The organism is Nisaea sp. (assembly GCF_965216895.1).
Classification (GTDB): Bacteria; Pseudomonadota; Alphaproteobacteria; order Thalassobaculales; family Thalassobaculaceae; genus Nisaea.
In genome coordinates this window covers 910,442-927,160 of sequence record NZ_OZ244205.1, presented here as the reverse complement: position 1 = coordinate 927,160, position 16,719 = coordinate 910,442, and the positions used below count along the sequence as shown (strand labels likewise).

Annotated in this window: 15 protein-coding genes; 7 read left to right on the top strand and 8 right to left on the bottom strand. The window is 64.2% G+C overall.

The window, feature by feature from the left end:
- The first annotated feature begins 4 nt into the window (after positions 1 to 4).
- From ACOOE1_RS04465 to ACOOE1_RS04455, 3 genes are all read left to right on the top strand, one after another.
- On the top strand, positions 5 to 2,956 hold the full coding sequence (locus tag ACOOE1_RS04465) for a hypothetical protein (RefSeq protein WP_420405137.1): 2,952 nt from the start codon (positions 5 to 7) through the stop codon (positions 2,954 to 2,956).
- Complete coding sequence (locus tag ACOOE1_RS04460; protein ID WP_420405136.1) at positions 2,953 to 3,942, top strand: lysylphosphatidylglycerol synthase transmembrane domain-containing protein; 990 nt, start codon at positions 2,953 to 2,955, stop codon at positions 3,940 to 3,942. Before ACOOE1_RS04465 ends, ACOOE1_RS04460 begins: the two co-directional genes overlap by 4 nt.
- Before the next feature lie 77 nt (positions 3,943 to 4,019).
- The gene (locus ACOOE1_RS04455; protein ID WP_420405135.1) at positions 4,020 to 5,108 is read left to right on the top strand and encodes a glycosyltransferase family 9 protein; all 1,089 of its coding nucleotides are present in this window, start codon (positions 4,020 to 4,022) and stop codon (positions 5,106 to 5,108) included.
- Between the two features lies 1 nt (position 5,109).
- Here the strand turns inward: ACOOE1_RS04455 and arsC are convergent, their stop codons facing one another.
- From arsC to ACOOE1_RS04435, 4 genes are read right to left on the bottom strand one after another with little or no spacing between them, the layout of a single operon-like run.
- Complete coding sequence (gene arsC / locus ACOOE1_RS04450; RefSeq protein ID WP_420405134.1) at positions 5,110 to 5,457, bottom strand: arsenate reductase (glutaredoxin); 348 nt, start codon at positions 5,455 to 5,457, stop codon at positions 5,110 to 5,112.
- A gap of 9 nt (positions 5,458 to 5,466) precedes the next feature.
- On the bottom strand, positions 5,467 to 6,258 hold the full coding sequence (locus ACOOE1_RS04445; RefSeq protein ID WP_420405133.1) for an enoyl-CoA hydratase-related protein: 792 nt from the start codon (positions 6,256 to 6,258) through the stop codon (positions 5,467 to 5,469).
- A 4-nt stretch (positions 6,259 to 6,262) separates the two neighbouring features.
- Positions 6,263 to 6,913 (bottom strand): class I SAM-dependent methyltransferase, encoded by a 651-nt coding sequence (locus ACOOE1_RS04440; RefSeq protein WP_420405132.1) that lies wholly within the window; start codon positions 6,911 to 6,913, stop codon positions 6,263 to 6,265.
- Complete coding sequence (locus ACOOE1_RS04435; RefSeq protein WP_420405131.1) at positions 6,886 to 7,608, bottom strand: ribonuclease activity regulator RraA; 723 nt, start codon at positions 7,606 to 7,608, stop codon at positions 6,886 to 6,888. The genes ACOOE1_RS04440 and ACOOE1_RS04435 overlap by 28 nt, the downstream gene beginning before the upstream one ends.
- A 156-nt stretch (positions 7,609 to 7,764) precedes the next feature.
- Here ACOOE1_RS04435 and ACOOE1_RS04430 point away from each other — a divergent pair, with 156 nt between their 5' ends.
- The gene (locus ACOOE1_RS04430) at positions 7,765 to 8,778 is read left to right on the top strand and encodes an aldo/keto reductase (protein WP_420405130.1); all 1,014 of its coding nucleotides are present in this window, start codon (positions 7,765 to 7,767) and stop codon (positions 8,776 to 8,778) included.
- Here ACOOE1_RS04430 and ACOOE1_RS04425 read toward each other — a convergent pair.
- Entirely contained in the window at positions 8,775 to 9,137 is a 363-nt protein-coding gene (locus ACOOE1_RS04425; RefSeq protein WP_420405129.1) for a TfoX/Sxy family protein, read from the bottom strand. The two genes, ACOOE1_RS04430 and ACOOE1_RS04425, sit on opposite strands and share 4 nt — an antisense overlap.
- A 264-nt stretch (positions 9,138 to 9,401) precedes the next feature.
- On the opposite strand from ACOOE1_RS04425, the gene typA reads away from it, so the two are divergent.
- The 3 genes from typA (at position 9,402) to ACOOE1_RS04410 (ending at position 12,984) form a co-directional block, all read left to right on the top strand.
- Positions 9,402 to 11,228, top strand: a complete 1,827-nt coding sequence (typA, locus tag ACOOE1_RS04420) for a translational GTPase TypA (protein WP_420405128.1) — start codon at positions 9,402 to 9,404, stop codon at positions 11,226 to 11,228.
- Positions 11,229 to 11,335: 107 nt separating this feature from the next.
- Complete coding sequence (locus ACOOE1_RS04415; protein WP_420405127.1) at positions 11,336 to 11,734, top strand: rhodanese-like domain-containing protein; 399 nt, start codon at positions 11,336 to 11,338, stop codon at positions 11,732 to 11,734.
- A 104-nt stretch (positions 11,735 to 11,838) separates the two neighbouring features.
- Complete coding sequence (locus tag ACOOE1_RS04410) at positions 11,839 to 12,984, top strand: aromatic ring-hydroxylating oxygenase subunit alpha (RefSeq protein ID WP_420405126.1); 1,146 nt, start codon at positions 11,839 to 11,841, stop codon at positions 12,982 to 12,984.
- Positions 12,985 to 12,989: 5 nt separating this feature from the next.
- Here the strand turns inward: ACOOE1_RS04410 and ACOOE1_RS04405 are convergent, their stop codons facing one another.
- Genes ACOOE1_RS04405 through ACOOE1_RS04395 form a run of 3 tightly spaced genes read right to left on the bottom strand, consistent with a single transcriptional unit; the run spans position 12,990 to position 16,690 of the window.
- On the bottom strand, positions 12,990 to 14,483 hold the full coding sequence (locus tag ACOOE1_RS04405) for a M81 family metallopeptidase (RefSeq protein WP_420405125.1): 1,494 nt from the start codon (positions 14,481 to 14,483) through the stop codon (positions 12,990 to 12,992).
- 4 nt (positions 14,484 to 14,487) lie between these two features.
- Positions 14,488 to 15,882 carry a M20 family metallopeptidase gene (locus ACOOE1_RS04400; protein WP_420405124.1) on the bottom strand — a complete coding sequence of 465 codons (1,395 nt, stop codon included), beginning with the start codon at positions 15,880 to 15,882 and terminating at the stop codon, positions 14,488 to 14,490.
- 34 nt (positions 15,883 to 15,916) lie between these two features.
- Positions 15,917 to 16,690 carry a LamB/YcsF family protein gene (locus tag ACOOE1_RS04395; RefSeq protein ID WP_420405123.1) on the bottom strand — a complete coding sequence of 258 codons (774 nt, stop codon included), beginning with the start codon at positions 16,688 to 16,690 and terminating at the stop codon, positions 15,917 to 15,919.
- Between the last annotated feature and the right edge of the window lie 29 nt (positions 16,691 to 16,719).

Sequence of the window (16,719 nt, the reverse complement as noted above, 5' to 3'; positions counted from 1 at the left end):
AGCGATGCATCGGGGCGGGCGCGATATCGAGGGCGGAAGCCACTGGAGCGGGTGGGCCGCTTCGCTTTGCCTCGGTGCGGTCATCGCAGCCCTGGGCCTGACGCTCCATGACGGCGGACCTGAAGCGCATCCGGCCCCGGTCGTCGGCGAACTGACCTTCTCCGGCATGGGAAAGGAGAGTGACTTTCTGCTCGTCTGGCTGCTCGTGGCCGGAACGCTGGGCGCCTTCGCTCTGATCGGCCGTTGCCGATCATGGGCGGTCGACCGCCCGCAGACGCGTGCCGCCTTCGATGAGTATCTGACCTTCGCCGTGCTTCCGGCAGTACTCTGGTGTGCCTCGCAGGTTCTGGGAAGACCCTTCGCGGGACCGCCCTATTTCGCCGATCTCAGCCTGCTGTATTTTTCCGCGGTTCTGGTTCTGCTGTTGCTTGGGGCGTCGGTCGCCTGGCGGATGGGGGCTCACGCGGCGGAAACCTATCGTGAAACGGTCGCCGCCACCGTCGGCGCGCCGGTCCTCGCGGCGCTCTCGGTGATCTGCGTGACGACAGCGGCTGCACGGCTCTTTCTCTTGCCGGACATGATGTCGGGCCGGTTCGTCGGCGCGGCGGCCGCAACAGCGTTTCTGTTTGTCGCCGCGGCGTCGTTCCTGGTGCTGTCGGGGCGCGTCTCCAAGCCCGGTCCCGGGCGTATTTTCGCGATAGCACAGGCCGGCCTGCCGCTCGCCTTCCTCGCTCTGGTATTGCCGCCGGCAGCCGAGGGATTGCCGTGGGACAGAACAACGCCTTTGACATTGGCTTTTCTGGCGCCGCTCGTCCTGGCCGCTCTCTTCGGATACGCTGCCCTCGTTTCCGTCTGGCGACGTTCGGACCCGGTCCTGCCCGTCATGAGCATCGCCGCCATTGCCATACTCGTTCTCTTCGCGGACGGCCGGCCGACGCCCTATGGCATGGACAATCCGCTCGACTTCTACCATCACGGCGAATGGCTGATCCCGTGGCAGCAATGGGCCGATTTCGGCAAGCTGCCCTATATCGACTACAGCCCCTCCCACGGTCTGGTCGATTACCTCTCGGGAATGCTGAACGACCTGCTGCTCGACGGAACGCTCGCGGGCTTCGAGCAGGCCCGCCAGCTTGTGCGCGGGGCATCGGCGCTCGCAGCCGCTGTTGCGATCGGACGGCTTGCCGGTCCGGTGCCGGCGCTGCTCGCGCTCCTGCTCTTTCCGGTAACTGGGCGCTATCCGATCTTCATCGCCGTGTTCTGCGGGCTCGTGTTCCTGACCCGCCATAGCCTGCAATCCCGTCCGGTCCGGTGGCTCTGGTGCTATCTCGGTGCCGGTACGGTGCTCGTCCTGTTCGCGCCCGGGCAAGGCGCGATGGCGGTGATTGCATGCGCGCCGCTCGCACTGTTGCACCTCTGGAATGCTGCGCGCGAGACGCCGCGCAAGCTTGTCGCGGCGGGGGGCGGCGTGCTGGTGCTGGCCGGAGCGTTGCTCCTGCTTGGCCCCGGCGAGGTTGTCCTCGCGCAAGTCCGTTTCATGCTGGAGAACCGGCCGCTCTATGGCGCGGTTCACGGTCTCGACTGGGGCCACAGCCTGGCCCATGACTGGCCGGTGAACGGCGCATTCTGGGAGCTTGTCCGCAATCTCTGGCTTCCCGTGGCGCTTCTGTCGCTGGCCTTTGCCGCAACGCGACTCTGGCACGGCCGTTTCGATATCGCTGGTATATTGCGGGAAGACAGGCTGGTCTCGTTCGGCGGGGTTGCCGGTCTTTTTCTGTTGCTGGTCGTTCCGCACACGATCGGGCGGATCGATGCCGGCGGACCGTCGCGGGCAGGGGCGCTGTCCGTCTTTGCGCTGGCGCTGGTCGGGCTCCCGCTTGCCTGGAGCATGGCGGCGCGCGTCCGGACCGGTTTGGTCGTTGCCCTGGTGGCTGCGCTCGGATTGCTCGGCCCGGCTTTCGCCCATCGCCTCGGCGTCGGTGATCTCCTCAGGGTGCCGCAGACCGTCCGGTCGATCGCGCCGGGAGAACGAGCGGTCGATGGCGTGTCGGTCGGCCTTCCGGCACTTGGCCGTACCATTGTTCGCGAGCCTCTGGTTGCGCGGATGGTACCGTTGAAGGCCGCGCTCGATGGTTGGCTTCGTCCCGGCGAAACCTATCTCGATCTTTCGAATGCGAACGCCCAGTACTTCTACACCGAACGCGCGGTGCCGGTCGAAAGCGGTGCCGTGCTGACCTTGCCTGCCGCGGCCATGCAGATCCGCTCCGTCGCGCGGCTGCGGCGGGCGCCGCCACCGGTCTTGCTGCTCGGAACCCTGCCGAGCGGTGCCGGGCCGTTTACCCTGCCGTTGCGAGCGCCGATTCTGGCCGAATGGGTCTTCGAGCAAATCCGCGACGGTATCTACGATGTCGTTTTCGTAGAGCCTTTTTTATTCGCCGTCCGGCCGGAGCGGCTGACGGGTCCGCTTCCCGCGGATGCCGGACAGAAAGACTTTCTGGCCAGGCTCTTTGCGCCACCGCACCTGGCGAAGCTTCCTGCGGTCTGGGGCGCATCGTTCGATGAGGACTGGTCCGGACCGCGTGCGGAGATCGAGTCGCTTGAAGGGGCTGCGGGCGCACAAGAAGTCGCAGCGGGGCGTTTCGAGATGTCGGGTCACCGGGCTAGGTTTGAAATCGAACCCGGCCCGGATGCGGATTTCCTGTTGTTCGAATTGACCTGCGCGACCGGAAAAGCCACCGGGCGCGGCCGGGTCACCGTCGATGGCGGCGTTTCACTGGAATTCGATCTTCTTTCCGGTCTTCACGTTGTGCCCCTCGACGCGGATCCGCTGGTCCTTTATGCCGGACGGGTGGAAACTCTTCGCCTCGGTCTCGATCTCGATCCGCGCTGCAGCGGTGCGTCCGTATCGCGTTTCGAGAAAGCGGCGCGCCGACACGGCGCCTCGGTGCAGCGGTGAATCGGTCCGTCCTCATCCTGCTGGTGAAACTCGCGGTAAGCGGCGGGCTGCTCTTCTGGGTGCTGGGTTCGATAGACCGCGCCCGGCTGTTCGATGCCGTCTTGGATCTCGACCCGGTACTGCTTTGCGCGTCCTTTGCCGTACTGGTCATGCAGTATCCGCTCGGTGCGCTGCGCTGGCGCGAGCTGCTCCGGTTGATCGGGCTGGATATGGACACCCGCGAAGTAATCCGAATCCACCTGGTCGGAGTGTTCCTGAATCAGATGCTGCCCTCCGCGCTCGGCGGCGATGCCTACAGGGTCTGGAGCGCCGGCCGCGGCGGCAGGGGCTGGGGCAGGGCGGTCTGCTCCGTTCTCCTGGACCGGGTCGCCGCGCTCATGGTCCTCGTTCTGTTGCTGGCAGCGATGCTTCCGCATCTGGCGACGATCCTTCCGGACGGCCCCGTGACCGAGTCTCTGGTGATGCTCGTGCTCGTGGCGATCGTCGTCATGCCGGTCGGGTTCGCATTGGCGCGCCCGGTCGGACGCCTGCTCGATCGTATGCGCTTTCTGCGGAAACTGGCACCGATCGCGATGAACGCGAACCTGCTCTGGTCCGAGGGGGGAGCGAGCCTGCGCATTGCCGTCTTCGGGCTGATGACCCAGCTCTCTACCGCTGCCTGCGTCTGGCTCATCGCCCTGGCAGCCGGCGCCGATATTGGCTTCTTCACTATGCTGGGACTTACCCTGCCGGTCCTGCTGACCCTTGCCGTGCCGATCTCGATCGCCGGATGGGGCGTTCGCGAGGGGGCGATGATCTTCGCCCTCGGACTTGTCGGCATCCCTGCCGAATCAGGTTTGCTGATTTCCCTTGTTTGGGGCGCGCTTTCGCTTACCGGAGGCGTGATCTCAGGTGTGGCTTTCCTGCTGCAGGCGCCCGAGAGAGAGAAACTCGCGACCTACGCCGCCGAAGCGGGGGCACTTGGAGAACGGGACGCAGAGCATTGAAACTGCGCGCGAAACAACGACTAGACGCATGCGCGGGCGGCCTGGCGATTTTGCTGCTGAAGCCGCTCGCGCGCGTCTTGGGGAGCCTCCTTCGCCGGGACCACGATATCCGCCCGAAGGGCGATATCGTGGTCCTGAAGATGCTTGGCGGTGGCAGCCTCGTGCTGGCCTACCCGGCGCTGCTCGGTCTGAAGACGAGCTATCCGGACAGGAAGCTGCGCCTCGTCTGTACCGGCGCGACCCGGCCTTTCGCCGAGCTGCTCGGCATCTTTGACGAGATTCATTCGGTCGATGACGGCGGTTCCCTGCTCAAGCTCATGGGAAGCAGTTTCACCGCGCTACGGGCCGTCTCGCATTGCGACACGATTATCGACCTGGAAGTCTACAGCCGGCTTTCGACGATCTTCTGCCTGCTCACGATGGCGCGGAACAGGCTCTGCTTCTATCTCGATACGGCCTACTGGCGCAAAGGGCTGGCGACGCATCTATTCTATTTCAATCGGTCCGGTTCGGCGCCTCTGCATTACGCGCAGATCGCGCGGGCTCTGGGCGCTGAGGTTCCGGATACCGAAGCGTGTCGGGATTCGTTTCTGGCGGCCAACGGTCTCGCGCCACATAGCCAGACGGGAGATGGACGGGAGCGGCTTGGTCTTGCCTGTTTCTGTTCCGATCTTGCGCTCGAGAGGATGTTCAGCGCGCGGGAATGGGGCGAGCTGCTGGCGCGGGAAATGAAGGGGCGCGATCTCTCGATCACCCTTTTTGGCGGGCCGGGCGACCGGGATGCCGCCGAGGAGATGGCGGCGGCGATCCGGACGGCCTTGCCGAGTGCGACTGTCGAGAATGCCTGCGGACGCTGCTCATTGAAAGAAACGGCGGCTCGGATCGCGAAGATGGACCGCTTCTGGAGCATCGACACCGGGCTGCTTCACATCGCACGGCAGATCGGTGTGCCGACAACGTCCTTCTGGGGGCCGACCGCGCCGCATACGCTGTTGCAGGATCTCCCCGGAACGGACGAGGCGGTGCATTACAGCGCGCTGCCCTGTTCGCCCTGTGTCCATGTCCATGACGAGCCGCCCTGCGGTGGCACCCGTCCCTGCATGGTCGCACATTTGAGGGAACTGACACCCGAAGAGCGCAATCCCGCCTGGGTCGAGAGCTCCTGAGCTAGAGGATGTTCAGCACCGCTTCCGGCGGCCGGCCGAGCGCGGCCTTGTCCCCGGAGACGACAATTGGCCGTTCAATGAGGATCGGGTTCTCGTGCATGGCCCGGATCAGGAGATCCGCGCTCTTGTCTCGGTTGCCGAGATCCAGCTCCTTGTAACGTGCCTCTTTCGTTCGCATCAATGCGTGGGGCTCAAGGCCAAGTTGTCCCAGAATCTGTTTCAACTCGGCAATGCTCGGCGGCGTCTTCAGGTATTCCCGAATCTCCGGTTCGACCCCTTTGCCACGCAGCAGCTCCAGCGTCTGACGCGACTTTGAGCAGCGGGGATTGTGATAGATCACGACGCTCATCCAGGGCTCCTATTTTCCCTTGAAATCCGGGGCGCGCTTCTCGAGGAAGGAGGCGATGCCTTCCTGGTAATCGTCCGTGTAGCCGCAATGGCGTTGAAACTCGGCTTCAAGATCAAGTTGCTCGGCGAAGCCGTTCTCCAGCGAGGCGCGCATGATCTTCTTGATCGAAGCGAGGGCGATCGGAGGCTTCGCGGCAAGGGTCTTCGCCAGCGCCTCCGTTTCGGCCATGAGGCTCTCGTCCTCGACGGAATTCCAGATCAGGCCCCAGTCGGCGGCCTGCTTGCCGGTGATCGGCGAGCCGGTCAGGGTCATGCCGAGCGCCTTGGCAAGCCCGACGCGGCGCGGGAGGACATATGTGCCGCCCGCGTCCGGGACAAGGCCGATATTCACGAAGGCCTGCACGAACTTGGTATTGTGGCCGGCGAGTACAATGTCTGCGGCAAGCGCCAGACTGGCCCCGGCGCCGGCTGCGACGCCGTTCACTGCGGCGATGATCGGGATCGGCAGGGAGGCCATGCGTTTGACCAGCGGATTGTAGTTCTGCTGGATCGACTGGCTGAGATCGCGTCGCGTGCCCGGATCGGCGGCCTTGCGGTCGGCAAGGTCCTGGCCGGAACAGAAACCGCGTCCGGCGCCGGTCATGATCACGCAGCGTGCGCTGCCGGGTTCCTCCAGTCGGGTGAACACGTCGCGCAGTTCCTCGTGCATGACCGCTGTGATCGCGTTGATGCGTTCCGGACGGTTGAGGGTGATGCGCGCGATCGAATTGTCGATCGAGAGAAGTAGGGTTTCGTAGGTCATCGATCTATCCGGAATTGCTCAGGATGAGCCGTGTGAATGAGACGCCGGGCCGGTCCATTTCGTCGGGACGCGCGACCCGCTCGCGGCAGATGAAACCGTGCCGCGCGGCGAGGGAAAGGAACGGATCGGCCTCCGACTCGTGCATCGGACGATCCTCCGGCGCCGGACCGTGGCGGAGCAGAACGGAAAAATGGCCGCCCGGTGCGAGAAGACTTGCCAGGACCGCCATGGCGTCCTCGCGGAACTCCGGCGGCAGGTGCATCCAGACCGAATTCATCAGCATGAAATCGAAGCGTTTTCCAAGCGCCGCCGCTTTGTCCAGCCATGGCAGGCGGTCGTCGAGCCAGAGTAGTTTGCTCTCCGGAAAGCGCTTTCGTCCCTCGGCGCGCATACCCGCTGACGGCTCGGCCGCGATCACGGTGAGACCGAGCCTTTCGAGACCGTTGGCGTGCGTGCCGTAGCCTGCCCCGATATCGAGCGCTGAGCCGCCGGGCTCCGGCAGATAGGGCCGGTGAAAATCGAGAAATTCCTCGAACGCGTTGGCGTGGGCGGACCATTGTTCCGCGAGACGCCGCGCATGCTGATCATACACGGCGATCGCGGTATCGATATCGTGGCCGTCACCGGTCACGAGTTTTCCTTCTCCTTCCGCCATTCCTCGTACCGTGCCTTCGTGTCCGCATCCGGCGGGTAGGTGCCACGCAACGGACGGCCGCCGCGGACTTCCTGCGAAATGAAGGCTTCCATTTGCTCCTGCTCGAAGGCCTTGTCGGCAATTTCTTCGGCAAGATGTGCGGGGATCACGACAACGCCTTCGTCATCACCGACGAGCACGTCGTCCGGATAGACCGCGACGCCACCGCAGCCGATCGGCGTGTTCAGTTCCTCGACCGCGTGATGCTTGATCAGGCTCGTCGGGGCCGAGGGCCCGGATACATAGCAGGGGATGTCATATTCGGCGATTTCGCTGGAATCGCGGACGCCGCCGTCTGAGACGAATCCGGCCACGCCGCGCACCTCGAGGCGGGTCATCAGAATGTTTCCGGCTGTCGCGGCGGTCGGATCCTGGCGCGCATCGATCACGAGGATCTTGCCCGGTGGTACGGTCTCGATCGCCCGGCGCTGCGGGTGGTCGTAGTCGTCATAGGCGGCGACCACGTCGATATCTTCGCGCGCCGGAATGTTGCGCAGGGTAAAGGCTTCCCCGACCATGTTGCGGTCATGCGTCGTGAGGCGGCTCACACCCTGCATGCAACGGTTCCTGAGACCATGCTTCATGAGCAGTGTCGTCAGGGTGGCGGTGCTGACAGCGGTCAGTTTCTCCCGCGCGCTTTCGCTCAGTCCGGACATTGCCGTTCCTCCCGGTACCGGATTCTTTCGTGCCGCATCAGAGCAGGAGAAAAGCGGATCCTCAAGTGCGGTCCGCACACGAGCCGGTTATGCTGTCGTTCCGTTTCAGGACGGACCGGACTGCGAGGGACGGGATGATTCAGGGGAGGGACCACAATGGAATACCGCAATCTCGGCCGTTCGGGCCTCAAGGTGTCGAAATTCTGCCTCGGCGCGATGATGTTCGGCGGTCCGACAGACGAGGACACGAGCCGGGAAATCATCGCCGAGGCGCGTGATTTCGGACTCAATTTCATCGATACGGCCGACGCCTATAACGGCGGCGAGTCGGAACGCGTGGTCGGCCGGGCCATCGCGGCGGAACGCGAGTACTGGGTGCTCGCAACCAAACTCGCCAATCCGATGGACGACAAGGACCCGAACGCGCGCGGCCTGTCGCGCAAATGGATGCTGCAGGCGTGCGAGGATTCGCTGGCGCGGCTCGATACCGACTATATCGACATCTACTATCTGCATAAGGAAGACCATTCGACGCCGCTGGAGGAAACCGTCGGCGCCATGGCGGACCTGATCCGAGCCGGCGTGGTGCGTTATTTCGGCGTCTCCAACCACCGCTCCTGGCGCGTTGCCGAGATCTGCAATCTCTGCGATGCGGCAGGCATCGATCGCCCCGTCGTCAGCCAGCCCTACTACAACGCGATGAACCGGATGCCGGAGACCGAGCATCTGCCGGCCTGCGACTATTACGGCCTTGGCGTCTTCCCCTACAGCCCGCTCGCCCGCGGCGTGCTTTCCGGCAAGTACAAGGCGGGAGCCGAGCCCGAGGCCGGCAGCCGGGCGGCGCGCGCCGACAAGCGCATGATGCAGACCGAGTGGCGCGAAGAGAGTCTGCTGATCGCCGAGAAGATCAAGGCCCATGCCGAGGCCAAGGGTGCGACGATCATCGACCTCGCTGTCGGCTGGGTGCTGAACAATGCGCTGGTGACGGGCTCCATCGTCGGCCCGCGCACCATGGAACAGTGGAAGGCATATGCGAAGGCCTATCACTACGAGTTCACGGAAGAGGACGAGGTGCTGGTCAACGGACTGGTCTCGGAAGGTCATCCCTCGACGCCGGGCTACAACGATCCGGCCTATCCGGTGGAGGGGCGGGTGCCTCTGGTCGGCTAGATCCTCTTTCTCCGCTTTTTCGGCGGCTTGTGCGCCCGGATTGCGGCCTCGATCGCAATCCGGGCCCATTCCCTTAATATCTCGGGCTCCTCCAGGATGTCGGCCGGAACCTCCCAGTAGTTACCGAGCGTGGCGAGCTTGCCCTTCCGCATGTACCGGAAGGGCGTGCTTCCGTGCGCTTCATAAGCGGGGCGGCTGCCGTCATCGGTGCGGAAATAGGGCAGATCGTCCAGCAGAAGGGCGAAATTTATCTCGCCATATTTTATGCCGTACCCGCCGAACATCCTGTGCGCGCGAACCTCGCCCAGCGGCTCGAGCATATCGGTGATGTAGTCGGCGAGTTCCCGCGATGTCCCCATTTTCCGATTCCCTTGATTTGTTCTGTAAATGTTCTCATATCCGGCGTGTGCTTGGAAGGCCTCGCGAGTTCACGCCTCCGTGGGACGCAGCCATGCAATCCAGCGCTTGTTTTGCGCTGCAATATCCGTATTTTAGCGGCGACCCATTTTGCCCCGAGTATGACGCGAGTCCGGGCCGGAGACGCCCGCGGGAAATCATCGCAGTTTTGGACGCTGGCACCGCGCCGGAATGCGGCGCGCGGCGATCCCGTTTGGAGCCGTTTCATGAAACTTAGAAACATCGCCATCATCGCGCACGTCGACCACGGCAAGACCACGCTCTGCGACGTTCTGCTGAAACAATCCGGTACTTTCCGCGAGAACCAGCTGGTTCAGGAACGCGCGATGGACAGCAACGACATCGAGCGCGAGCGTGGGATCACGATCCTCGCGAAATGCACTTCGGTTGAGTGGAAGGGGACGCGGATCAATATCGTCGACACGCCGGGCCACGCCGATTTCGGCGGCGAGGTGGAGCGCATCCTCTCGATGGTCGATGGCGTCGTCGTGCTGGTGGACGCGGCCGAAGGGCCGATGCCGCAGACCAAGTTCGTGCTCGCCAAGGCACTGAAGCTCGGTCTGCGCCCGATGGTCGTGGTCAACAAGGTCGACAAGCCGGAGCAGCGCGCCTACGAGGTGCAGGACGAGATGTTCGATCTCTTCTCGGCGCTCGAGGCGACCGACGAGCAGCTCGATTTCCCGTCGCTCTTCGCTTCCGGCAAGGCCGGCTGGGCGAGCGAGACCCCGGACGAGACCGGCACTGACATGACGCCGCTTTTCGACCTGATCCTGAGCCATGTGCCGGCACCGGAAGTCGAAAGGGACGCGCCGTTCCGCATGTTGGCGACCACGGTCGAGGCCGACCCCTATCTCGGCCGTCTGCTGACCGGTCGGATCGAGAGCGGTTCGGTGAAACCGAACCTGACGGTCAAGGCATTGTCCCGCGACGGCAAGGTGCTGGAGCAGGGTCGTATTACCAAGATCCTGGCCTATCGGGGCCTGGAGCGGGTTCCGTTGGACGAGGCCGAGGCCGGCGACATCGTGGCGCTCGCAGGGCTCTCCAGGTCGACCGTCGCCGACACGATCTGCGTGCCGGAAGTGACAGAGCCCATCGCGGCCCAGCCGATCGACCCCTCGACCATCGCGGTGACCTTCTCGGTCAATGACAGCCCGCTTGCCGGACAGGACGGCGACAAGGTCACCAGCCGGGTGATCTGGGACCGGTTGCAGAAGGAAGCGGAAGGCAACGTGGCGATCCGCGTCAGAGAGACAGCGGACAAGGACGCCTACGAGGTGTCCGGGCGCGGCGAGCTGCAACTCGCGGTGCTGATCGAGCAGATGCGCCGCGAAGGCTTCGAGCTTTCGATCAGCCGTCCGCGCGTGCTGTTCCAGTCCGATCCTCAGACCGGCCAGCGCCTGGAGCCGATCGAGGAAGTCGTGATCGACGTGGACGAGGAGTATTCCGGCGCCGTGGTCGAGAAGCTGCAGCAGCGCAAGGCCGAGCTGACCGACATGCGCCCGTCAGGCGGCGGCAAGCAGCGGATCACCTTCCGCTGCCCGTCGCGCGGCCTGATCGGCTATCACGGCGAGTTCATGACCGATACCCGCGGTACAGGGATCATGAACCGGGTGTTCGACAGCTATGGTCCCTACAAGGGGCCGATTCCGGCGCGTCGCAACGGTGTGCTGATCAGCCTCGAGAAGGGCAAGGCGGCGGCCTATGCGCTCTTCAATCTGGAAGAGCGCGGCCCGCTGATGATCGGCGGCGGCGAGGATATCTATCCGGGTATGGTGATTGGCGAGAACAGCCGTGGCAACGATCTCGACGTCAATCCGCTGAAGGCGAAGCAGCTCACCAACTTCCGTGCTTCCGGCAAGGACGATGCGGTCGTTCTTACGCCGCCGATCCGGATGACCCTGGAAAAGGCGATCTCCTATATCGGCGACGACGAACTGGTCGAGGTGACGCCGAACAACATCCGTCTGCGGAAGCTCTATCTCGACATCCACGAGCGCAAGAAGCACGCTCGGAAGATGGCGGCCGAAGGCTGATTCCCGGTTCGGGAGAGCCCGCAAATCAGCCTTTCCCGAAAGGCCATTCCAAATCGCCGGCGCCCGTCCTAGGCTCTTCCGAAACACTCTGTCCGAGGGAGGGCCCGATGGGCGCCAAGCAGATCAAGACCGTCGAATCCATGGTGGCGGAAGCCAACAAGGAAGTCCGCATTCTCGGTATCGAGGAGGCGAAGGCTATGGTCGGCCGTGACGATGTGACCTTCGTCGACGTGCGTGACGTCCGGGAGATCGCCAAGACCGGCCGGATCCCCGGCGCCCGCCACGTGCCGCGCGGCATGCTGGAATTCTGGATCGATCCGGCGAGCCCCTACTTCAAGGACTATTTCGGTGAGGACAAGACTTTCGTCTTCTATTGCGCGGCCAGCTGGCGCTCGGCGCTTTCCGCCAAGACGGCGCAGGATATGGGACTGACCCCGGTCGCACATCTCGAGGGTGGCCTCGGCGCCTGGATCGAGGCCGGCGGCCCGGTCGAGACCAAGGACTGACAACAGTAGAGACGATTCCGGAATAATCCCGGGTCGTCCGAAAGACAGACACTGCAGGGAATACGGCTGCAGACTTGCTGCAAGTCCCGTTGCAGGAGGATCAGATGTCTGTCGATGCAATCGATCTGCCGAGTGTATTCGATCCGGGCTGCATGCCGGGCCGCGGCTTGGATAATCCCCACTATACTGATCCCGCTAACTATGGGGCCGAGGCCGAGAGGCTGTTTCGCGGCGGTTGGGTCTGTGTCGCTGTCGGCGCAGATCTTCCGGAGGCGGGCGATATCCTCCCCATCGATGTTGGCGGCCAGCCCGTCATTCTGGTGCGCGACAAGGCCGGCCGGATCAACGGATTCCACAATGTCTGCAGCCATCGGGGTGTGCTGCTTGCGAGCGGACCGATGAAGCGGCAGCCGAGCCTGCGCTGTCCTTATCACTCGTGGACATATGCCCATGACGGCCGGCTTGTCCGGACACCCTTTGTCGGCGGTCCGGATGCCCATGAATGCCCGGCGCTCGACAGGTCCAGACTGGGCCTTCGGCCGATCCGCACCGAACTGTGGCTGGATTTTGTCTTCGTGGATCTTTCCGGAGAGGCGCCGCCACTCGAGGATTTCATGGCGCCCCTGACCGCCCGCTGGGCGGGTTACGATTTCTCCCGGCTGGCGCACGGGTTCAGGAAAACATTCGCGCTGGAGGCCAATTGGAAACTCGCGATCGAGAATTACCTCGAGAGCTATCATCTTCCATGGGTGCATCCGGAACTGAACAGGGTTTCCCCGCTGGAAATCCACGGCCAGATCGATGTCGCGCCGCATATTTTCGGGCAGTCGAGCGCGAATTACCGGCCGGGTGGTATCGGAGGCAAACAGCTTCCGTCATTTCCAGACCTGGACGAGACGAGAGAGCGGATCGGCGAATATCCGGTCGTGTTTCCGAATCTCATGCTGGGTGTTCAGCGCGACCACCTCTTCGGCATCATCGTGCGTGCGGACGGACCCGGGCGCACGATCGAGGACCTGCATATCTATTTCGCCGAGGAGACCGCGCTCGGAGCCGAATATGCGGAGATCCGCGACCAGCTTCTCGAGGGCTGGGTGGAGGTTTTCACCGAGGACATCGACGTGGTCGAGCGCATGCAGCTGGGCCGCCGGTCCGGCGCGTTCCATGGCGGTGTGCTGACGCCCTACCATGACGGCCCGACACGGCGCTTCATGGCGCTGGTGGAGCGGAGCCTCGCGCCAAGGCACTGAGGGCGCTAGCCGGTGATGTCGTCGATCGGCCAGACCGGCCGGCGCAGATGCTTGTAGGTAAAGCTCCCGTAGTCCTGCGAGACGAGGCCGCCGCTGTCTACCAGAACGACCTCTCCGGCGACCGGCTGGAAGGCGGCCCGGAAATGGTGAGAGGACTTCACCCCGATGACGTCAAACGTGGCAGGCTCGAGGCCGAACAGTTTCAGCGCCTGCTGATCCGTGACCTGAAGGTTGCTGCTGGCGATCACCACCTTGACGCCGGAGATCTCGATCAGTGCTGACTTTCCGAGCCGGACTTCCATATTGGCCCACATCGGCCCGTCACAGACAAAAGCGCCGGTCTCGCTGAGGGCGAGCACGCGCGCATTGGCCGCGATCGGCGGACCGTAATGCTCCGGATCGACCTTGGCGCCAAGGCTGATGGCGATCACCGCGCCCACGCCGGCCGCGTGGGCCTGGTCCGCAACCGCCGGATCGCAAATGGCGGCCAGAACGGCGTTCCGGTTCCCGGACGCGATGATCGTTTCCAGCAGTCTTACGCCGTCGCCGTATCCGCCGCCGCCCGGGTTGTCCGTGGTATCGCCGATGACAAGCGGTCCCCCGCCGCTTGGTCCAGAGCGGATCTTCGCCTCGGTCTGCGCGAGAGAGAGCAGGGGAACCGTGTTCTGCTCGCGGGTTTCCCAGATGAATGCTGCGAATTCCGCCGCGATCGCCTTCGCCTTCGCCGCGTCGCCGTCCGTGGTCACCGTGACGGACGGTCCGGCTTCTGCGAGATCGGACCAGGCGAATCCGGCACAGAGTCCGATTTCCAGCACTGCCGGATCCGCGTCCTTTATCTTTCTTGCCCGCGCGAGCGCCTCGACCATCGGGCCCTCCTGGGTGCGTCCGTGATTGAGGCCGTCGAGCGCCGCGGTGCGCGCAACCACGGTGACGGGCCGGATCTTTCCGTCCATTGCCGATTGCAGCAGACCGGCAGCCTCGGTGGCGGCCTCGTACTGGTCGATATGCGGATAGGTCCGGTACGGGACGATGAAATCGGCGAGTTCGCCCATCTTGTCGGTCACGTTGGCATGGAGATCGAGGGTGACCGCGATCGGGATGTCCGGACCGAGGCGTTTGCGGAGCCGCGCAAGCAGGTCGCCTTCCGCATCGAGGCTGCTTTCCGTGACCATCGCGCCATGCAGCGCCAGGATGACGCCGTCGACCGGACCCGTGTCGAGGCCGCCGAGCACTGTGTCACAGAGCTTTTCCCAGGTCTCCGCCGTGGTCATCCCGCTCGGCGTCGCGTGGGCTGCGACGGTCGGGATCAGTTCCCAGCCATGCGTCTTCGCGGCATCGATATGCGCCGCGATTTCCGTCGCCGTCCCGGACATATGTCGCGCGATCTCGTCGCCGAAATAGCATTGCCGGCGGAGATAATCGTCAAGATCGGTCCGCAGGACGCTGAAAGTGTTGGTCTCGTGGCTGATCTCGGCGGAGAGGATGCGGCGCTTGGTCATCGCGTCACCAGCTTTTCGGCAGAGTGCCCTCGCCGATATCCCAGAAGAGACCGGCGGTCAGTTGCAATCCTTCGCGCAGGACCGGCTTCAGGGCGTGTTCGTTCGGCGCGTGCTGCGAGCAGGAGGCATAGGAATGGGGCACCCAGATCGTCGGCAGGCCAAGAATTTCGCTGAACACGTCGTTCGGCAGGGAGCCGCCGAGATTTGGCAGGATCGCGGTCTTCTTGTTGGTCGAGCGCTGGATGGAATTCGCCGCCCACTGAACCAGCGGGTGGTCCGGTTCGAGCCGCGTCGCCTTCATGTATCCGCGGTCCGCGTCGGAGACCGTGACCATCGGAAAACCCTCGCGGTCCAGATGGCGGCGCAAGGCGGGAACGATGTCTTCCGGATCGGTGCCAACGACGAAACGGAGCTGGCCGCGGCAGGTCGCCCGGCCGGGAATTGCGTTGACCGGCTTGTCCGGCAGGCCGGATGTGTAAGCCAGGATCTCGAAGCTGTTCCAGCCGATCACCCGCTCGATCGGGGTGAGGGATTCTTCGCCCCAATCCGGATCGATCTGCGGACCGTTCTCTTCCGCCTCGAGTTCGCACTCGGCAAGTGCGGCCCGGATCGCCGGGGTGAGGGTGGTCGGCCGCCATTCCGGTACCCGGATCTGGCCGCGCCGATCGACGATGGTGGCGAGGGCATGGGCAAGGATGACCGCCGGGTTTGCCAGCAGACCGCCCCAGTTGCCGGAATGGTGCGCACCCTCGCGGAGGTCGCAGGTGATCTCCATCGGATAGGCGCCGCGCGAGCCCATGAAGACGGTAGGATGGTCGGCGCTGATGCGCGGGCCGTCGGAGGCGATGAGGAAATCCGCCTTCAGCTTTTCTTTCTGTTGCGTGGCGAATTCGGCCAGCCCCGGCGAGCCCGATTCCTCGCCGCTTTCGATCAGGATCTTGGAATTGAAGCCGAGCTTGCCGCGGGTCTTCAGGACGGCATTGAGGCCGGCGATATTGATCGAGTGCTGGCCCTTGTTGTCGACGATCCCCCGGCCGTACAGCCGGTCCCCGATCTCGGTCAGGGTCCACGGATCGCGCCCTTCTGCCCATTGGCCCTCCATGCCGCGGACCACGTCGCCATGGCCGTAGGTGAGGACTGTCGGCAGATTGTCGGCCTCGTGACGGGTGGCGATCAGGAAGGGGCCGCCCTTGGGCGATGGATTGTCGAAGCGCTCGCAGACATAGCCCATGGGCTCCAGCGTTCCGCGCATTTCGGCCATATAGGCCTCCATCTCGGGTTTCCGTTCCTCGTAGAGCTGGCTCTCGGTGCGGATCGCCACCCGGCGGGTCATGTCCTTCAGGAATTCGCCGCTGTCGAAATAGGCGGCGGCGGCGGAGATGGCTTGCTCGCGGCTCACTTGGGAAACTCCTCGGTGCGTGGATGACGGAAAATCAATTGAGCGGAACGTCGGGCAGGGGCACGACCTCGATCCCCCTGGCCTCGAGCGCCTTGCGGACGGCCCCGGCGATGGCAGGACCGGTCGGCTCGTCGCCGTGGACACAGATCGAATGAACGATGACGGGCACCTCGACGCCGTCGGTCGAGCGGACCCGGCCGGTTTCGACCATGCGCAGGACGTGTTCCACGGCCCGGTCCGGATCGCGGATCATCGCGTCGTCGCGCTTCCGGCTGGTGAGGTTGCCCGCTCCGTCGTAGGTGCGGTCGGCGAAGACCTCCGAGGCGGTCGGCGCGCCGAGGCTCTCGCCGGCCTTAAACAGTTCGGAGCCGGTCGTCGCCAGCAGGATGATCGTCGGATCGACGGCCGTCGTCGCGCGGACGATGGCCTCGGCGAGGTTCCTGTCCTCGGAGGCCATGTTGTTGAGCGCGCCATGCGGTTTCATGTGCGTGACCTTCAGGCCGTGCATCGCGGCCATCGCCTGCAGCGCGCCGACCTGGTAGGCGATCATCGCCTCGATTTCGCGCGCCGGCATCGAAATGCGACGACGCCCAAAACCCCAGAGATCGTTAAATCCCGGATGCGCGCCGATGGAGACGCCTTTCTCTTTGGCGGCGGCGCAGACACGGTCCATTACATTCGCGTCGCCGCCGTGAAAACCGCAGGCGACGTTGGCGGAGCGGACGATCTTGAGCATCGCGGCGTCGTCGCCGATGTCGTAGGCCCCGAATCCTTCCGCCATGTCGGCGTTCAGATTAACTTTGGTCATGGGTCGCTCGCGTGGCTATTGTCGGGGTG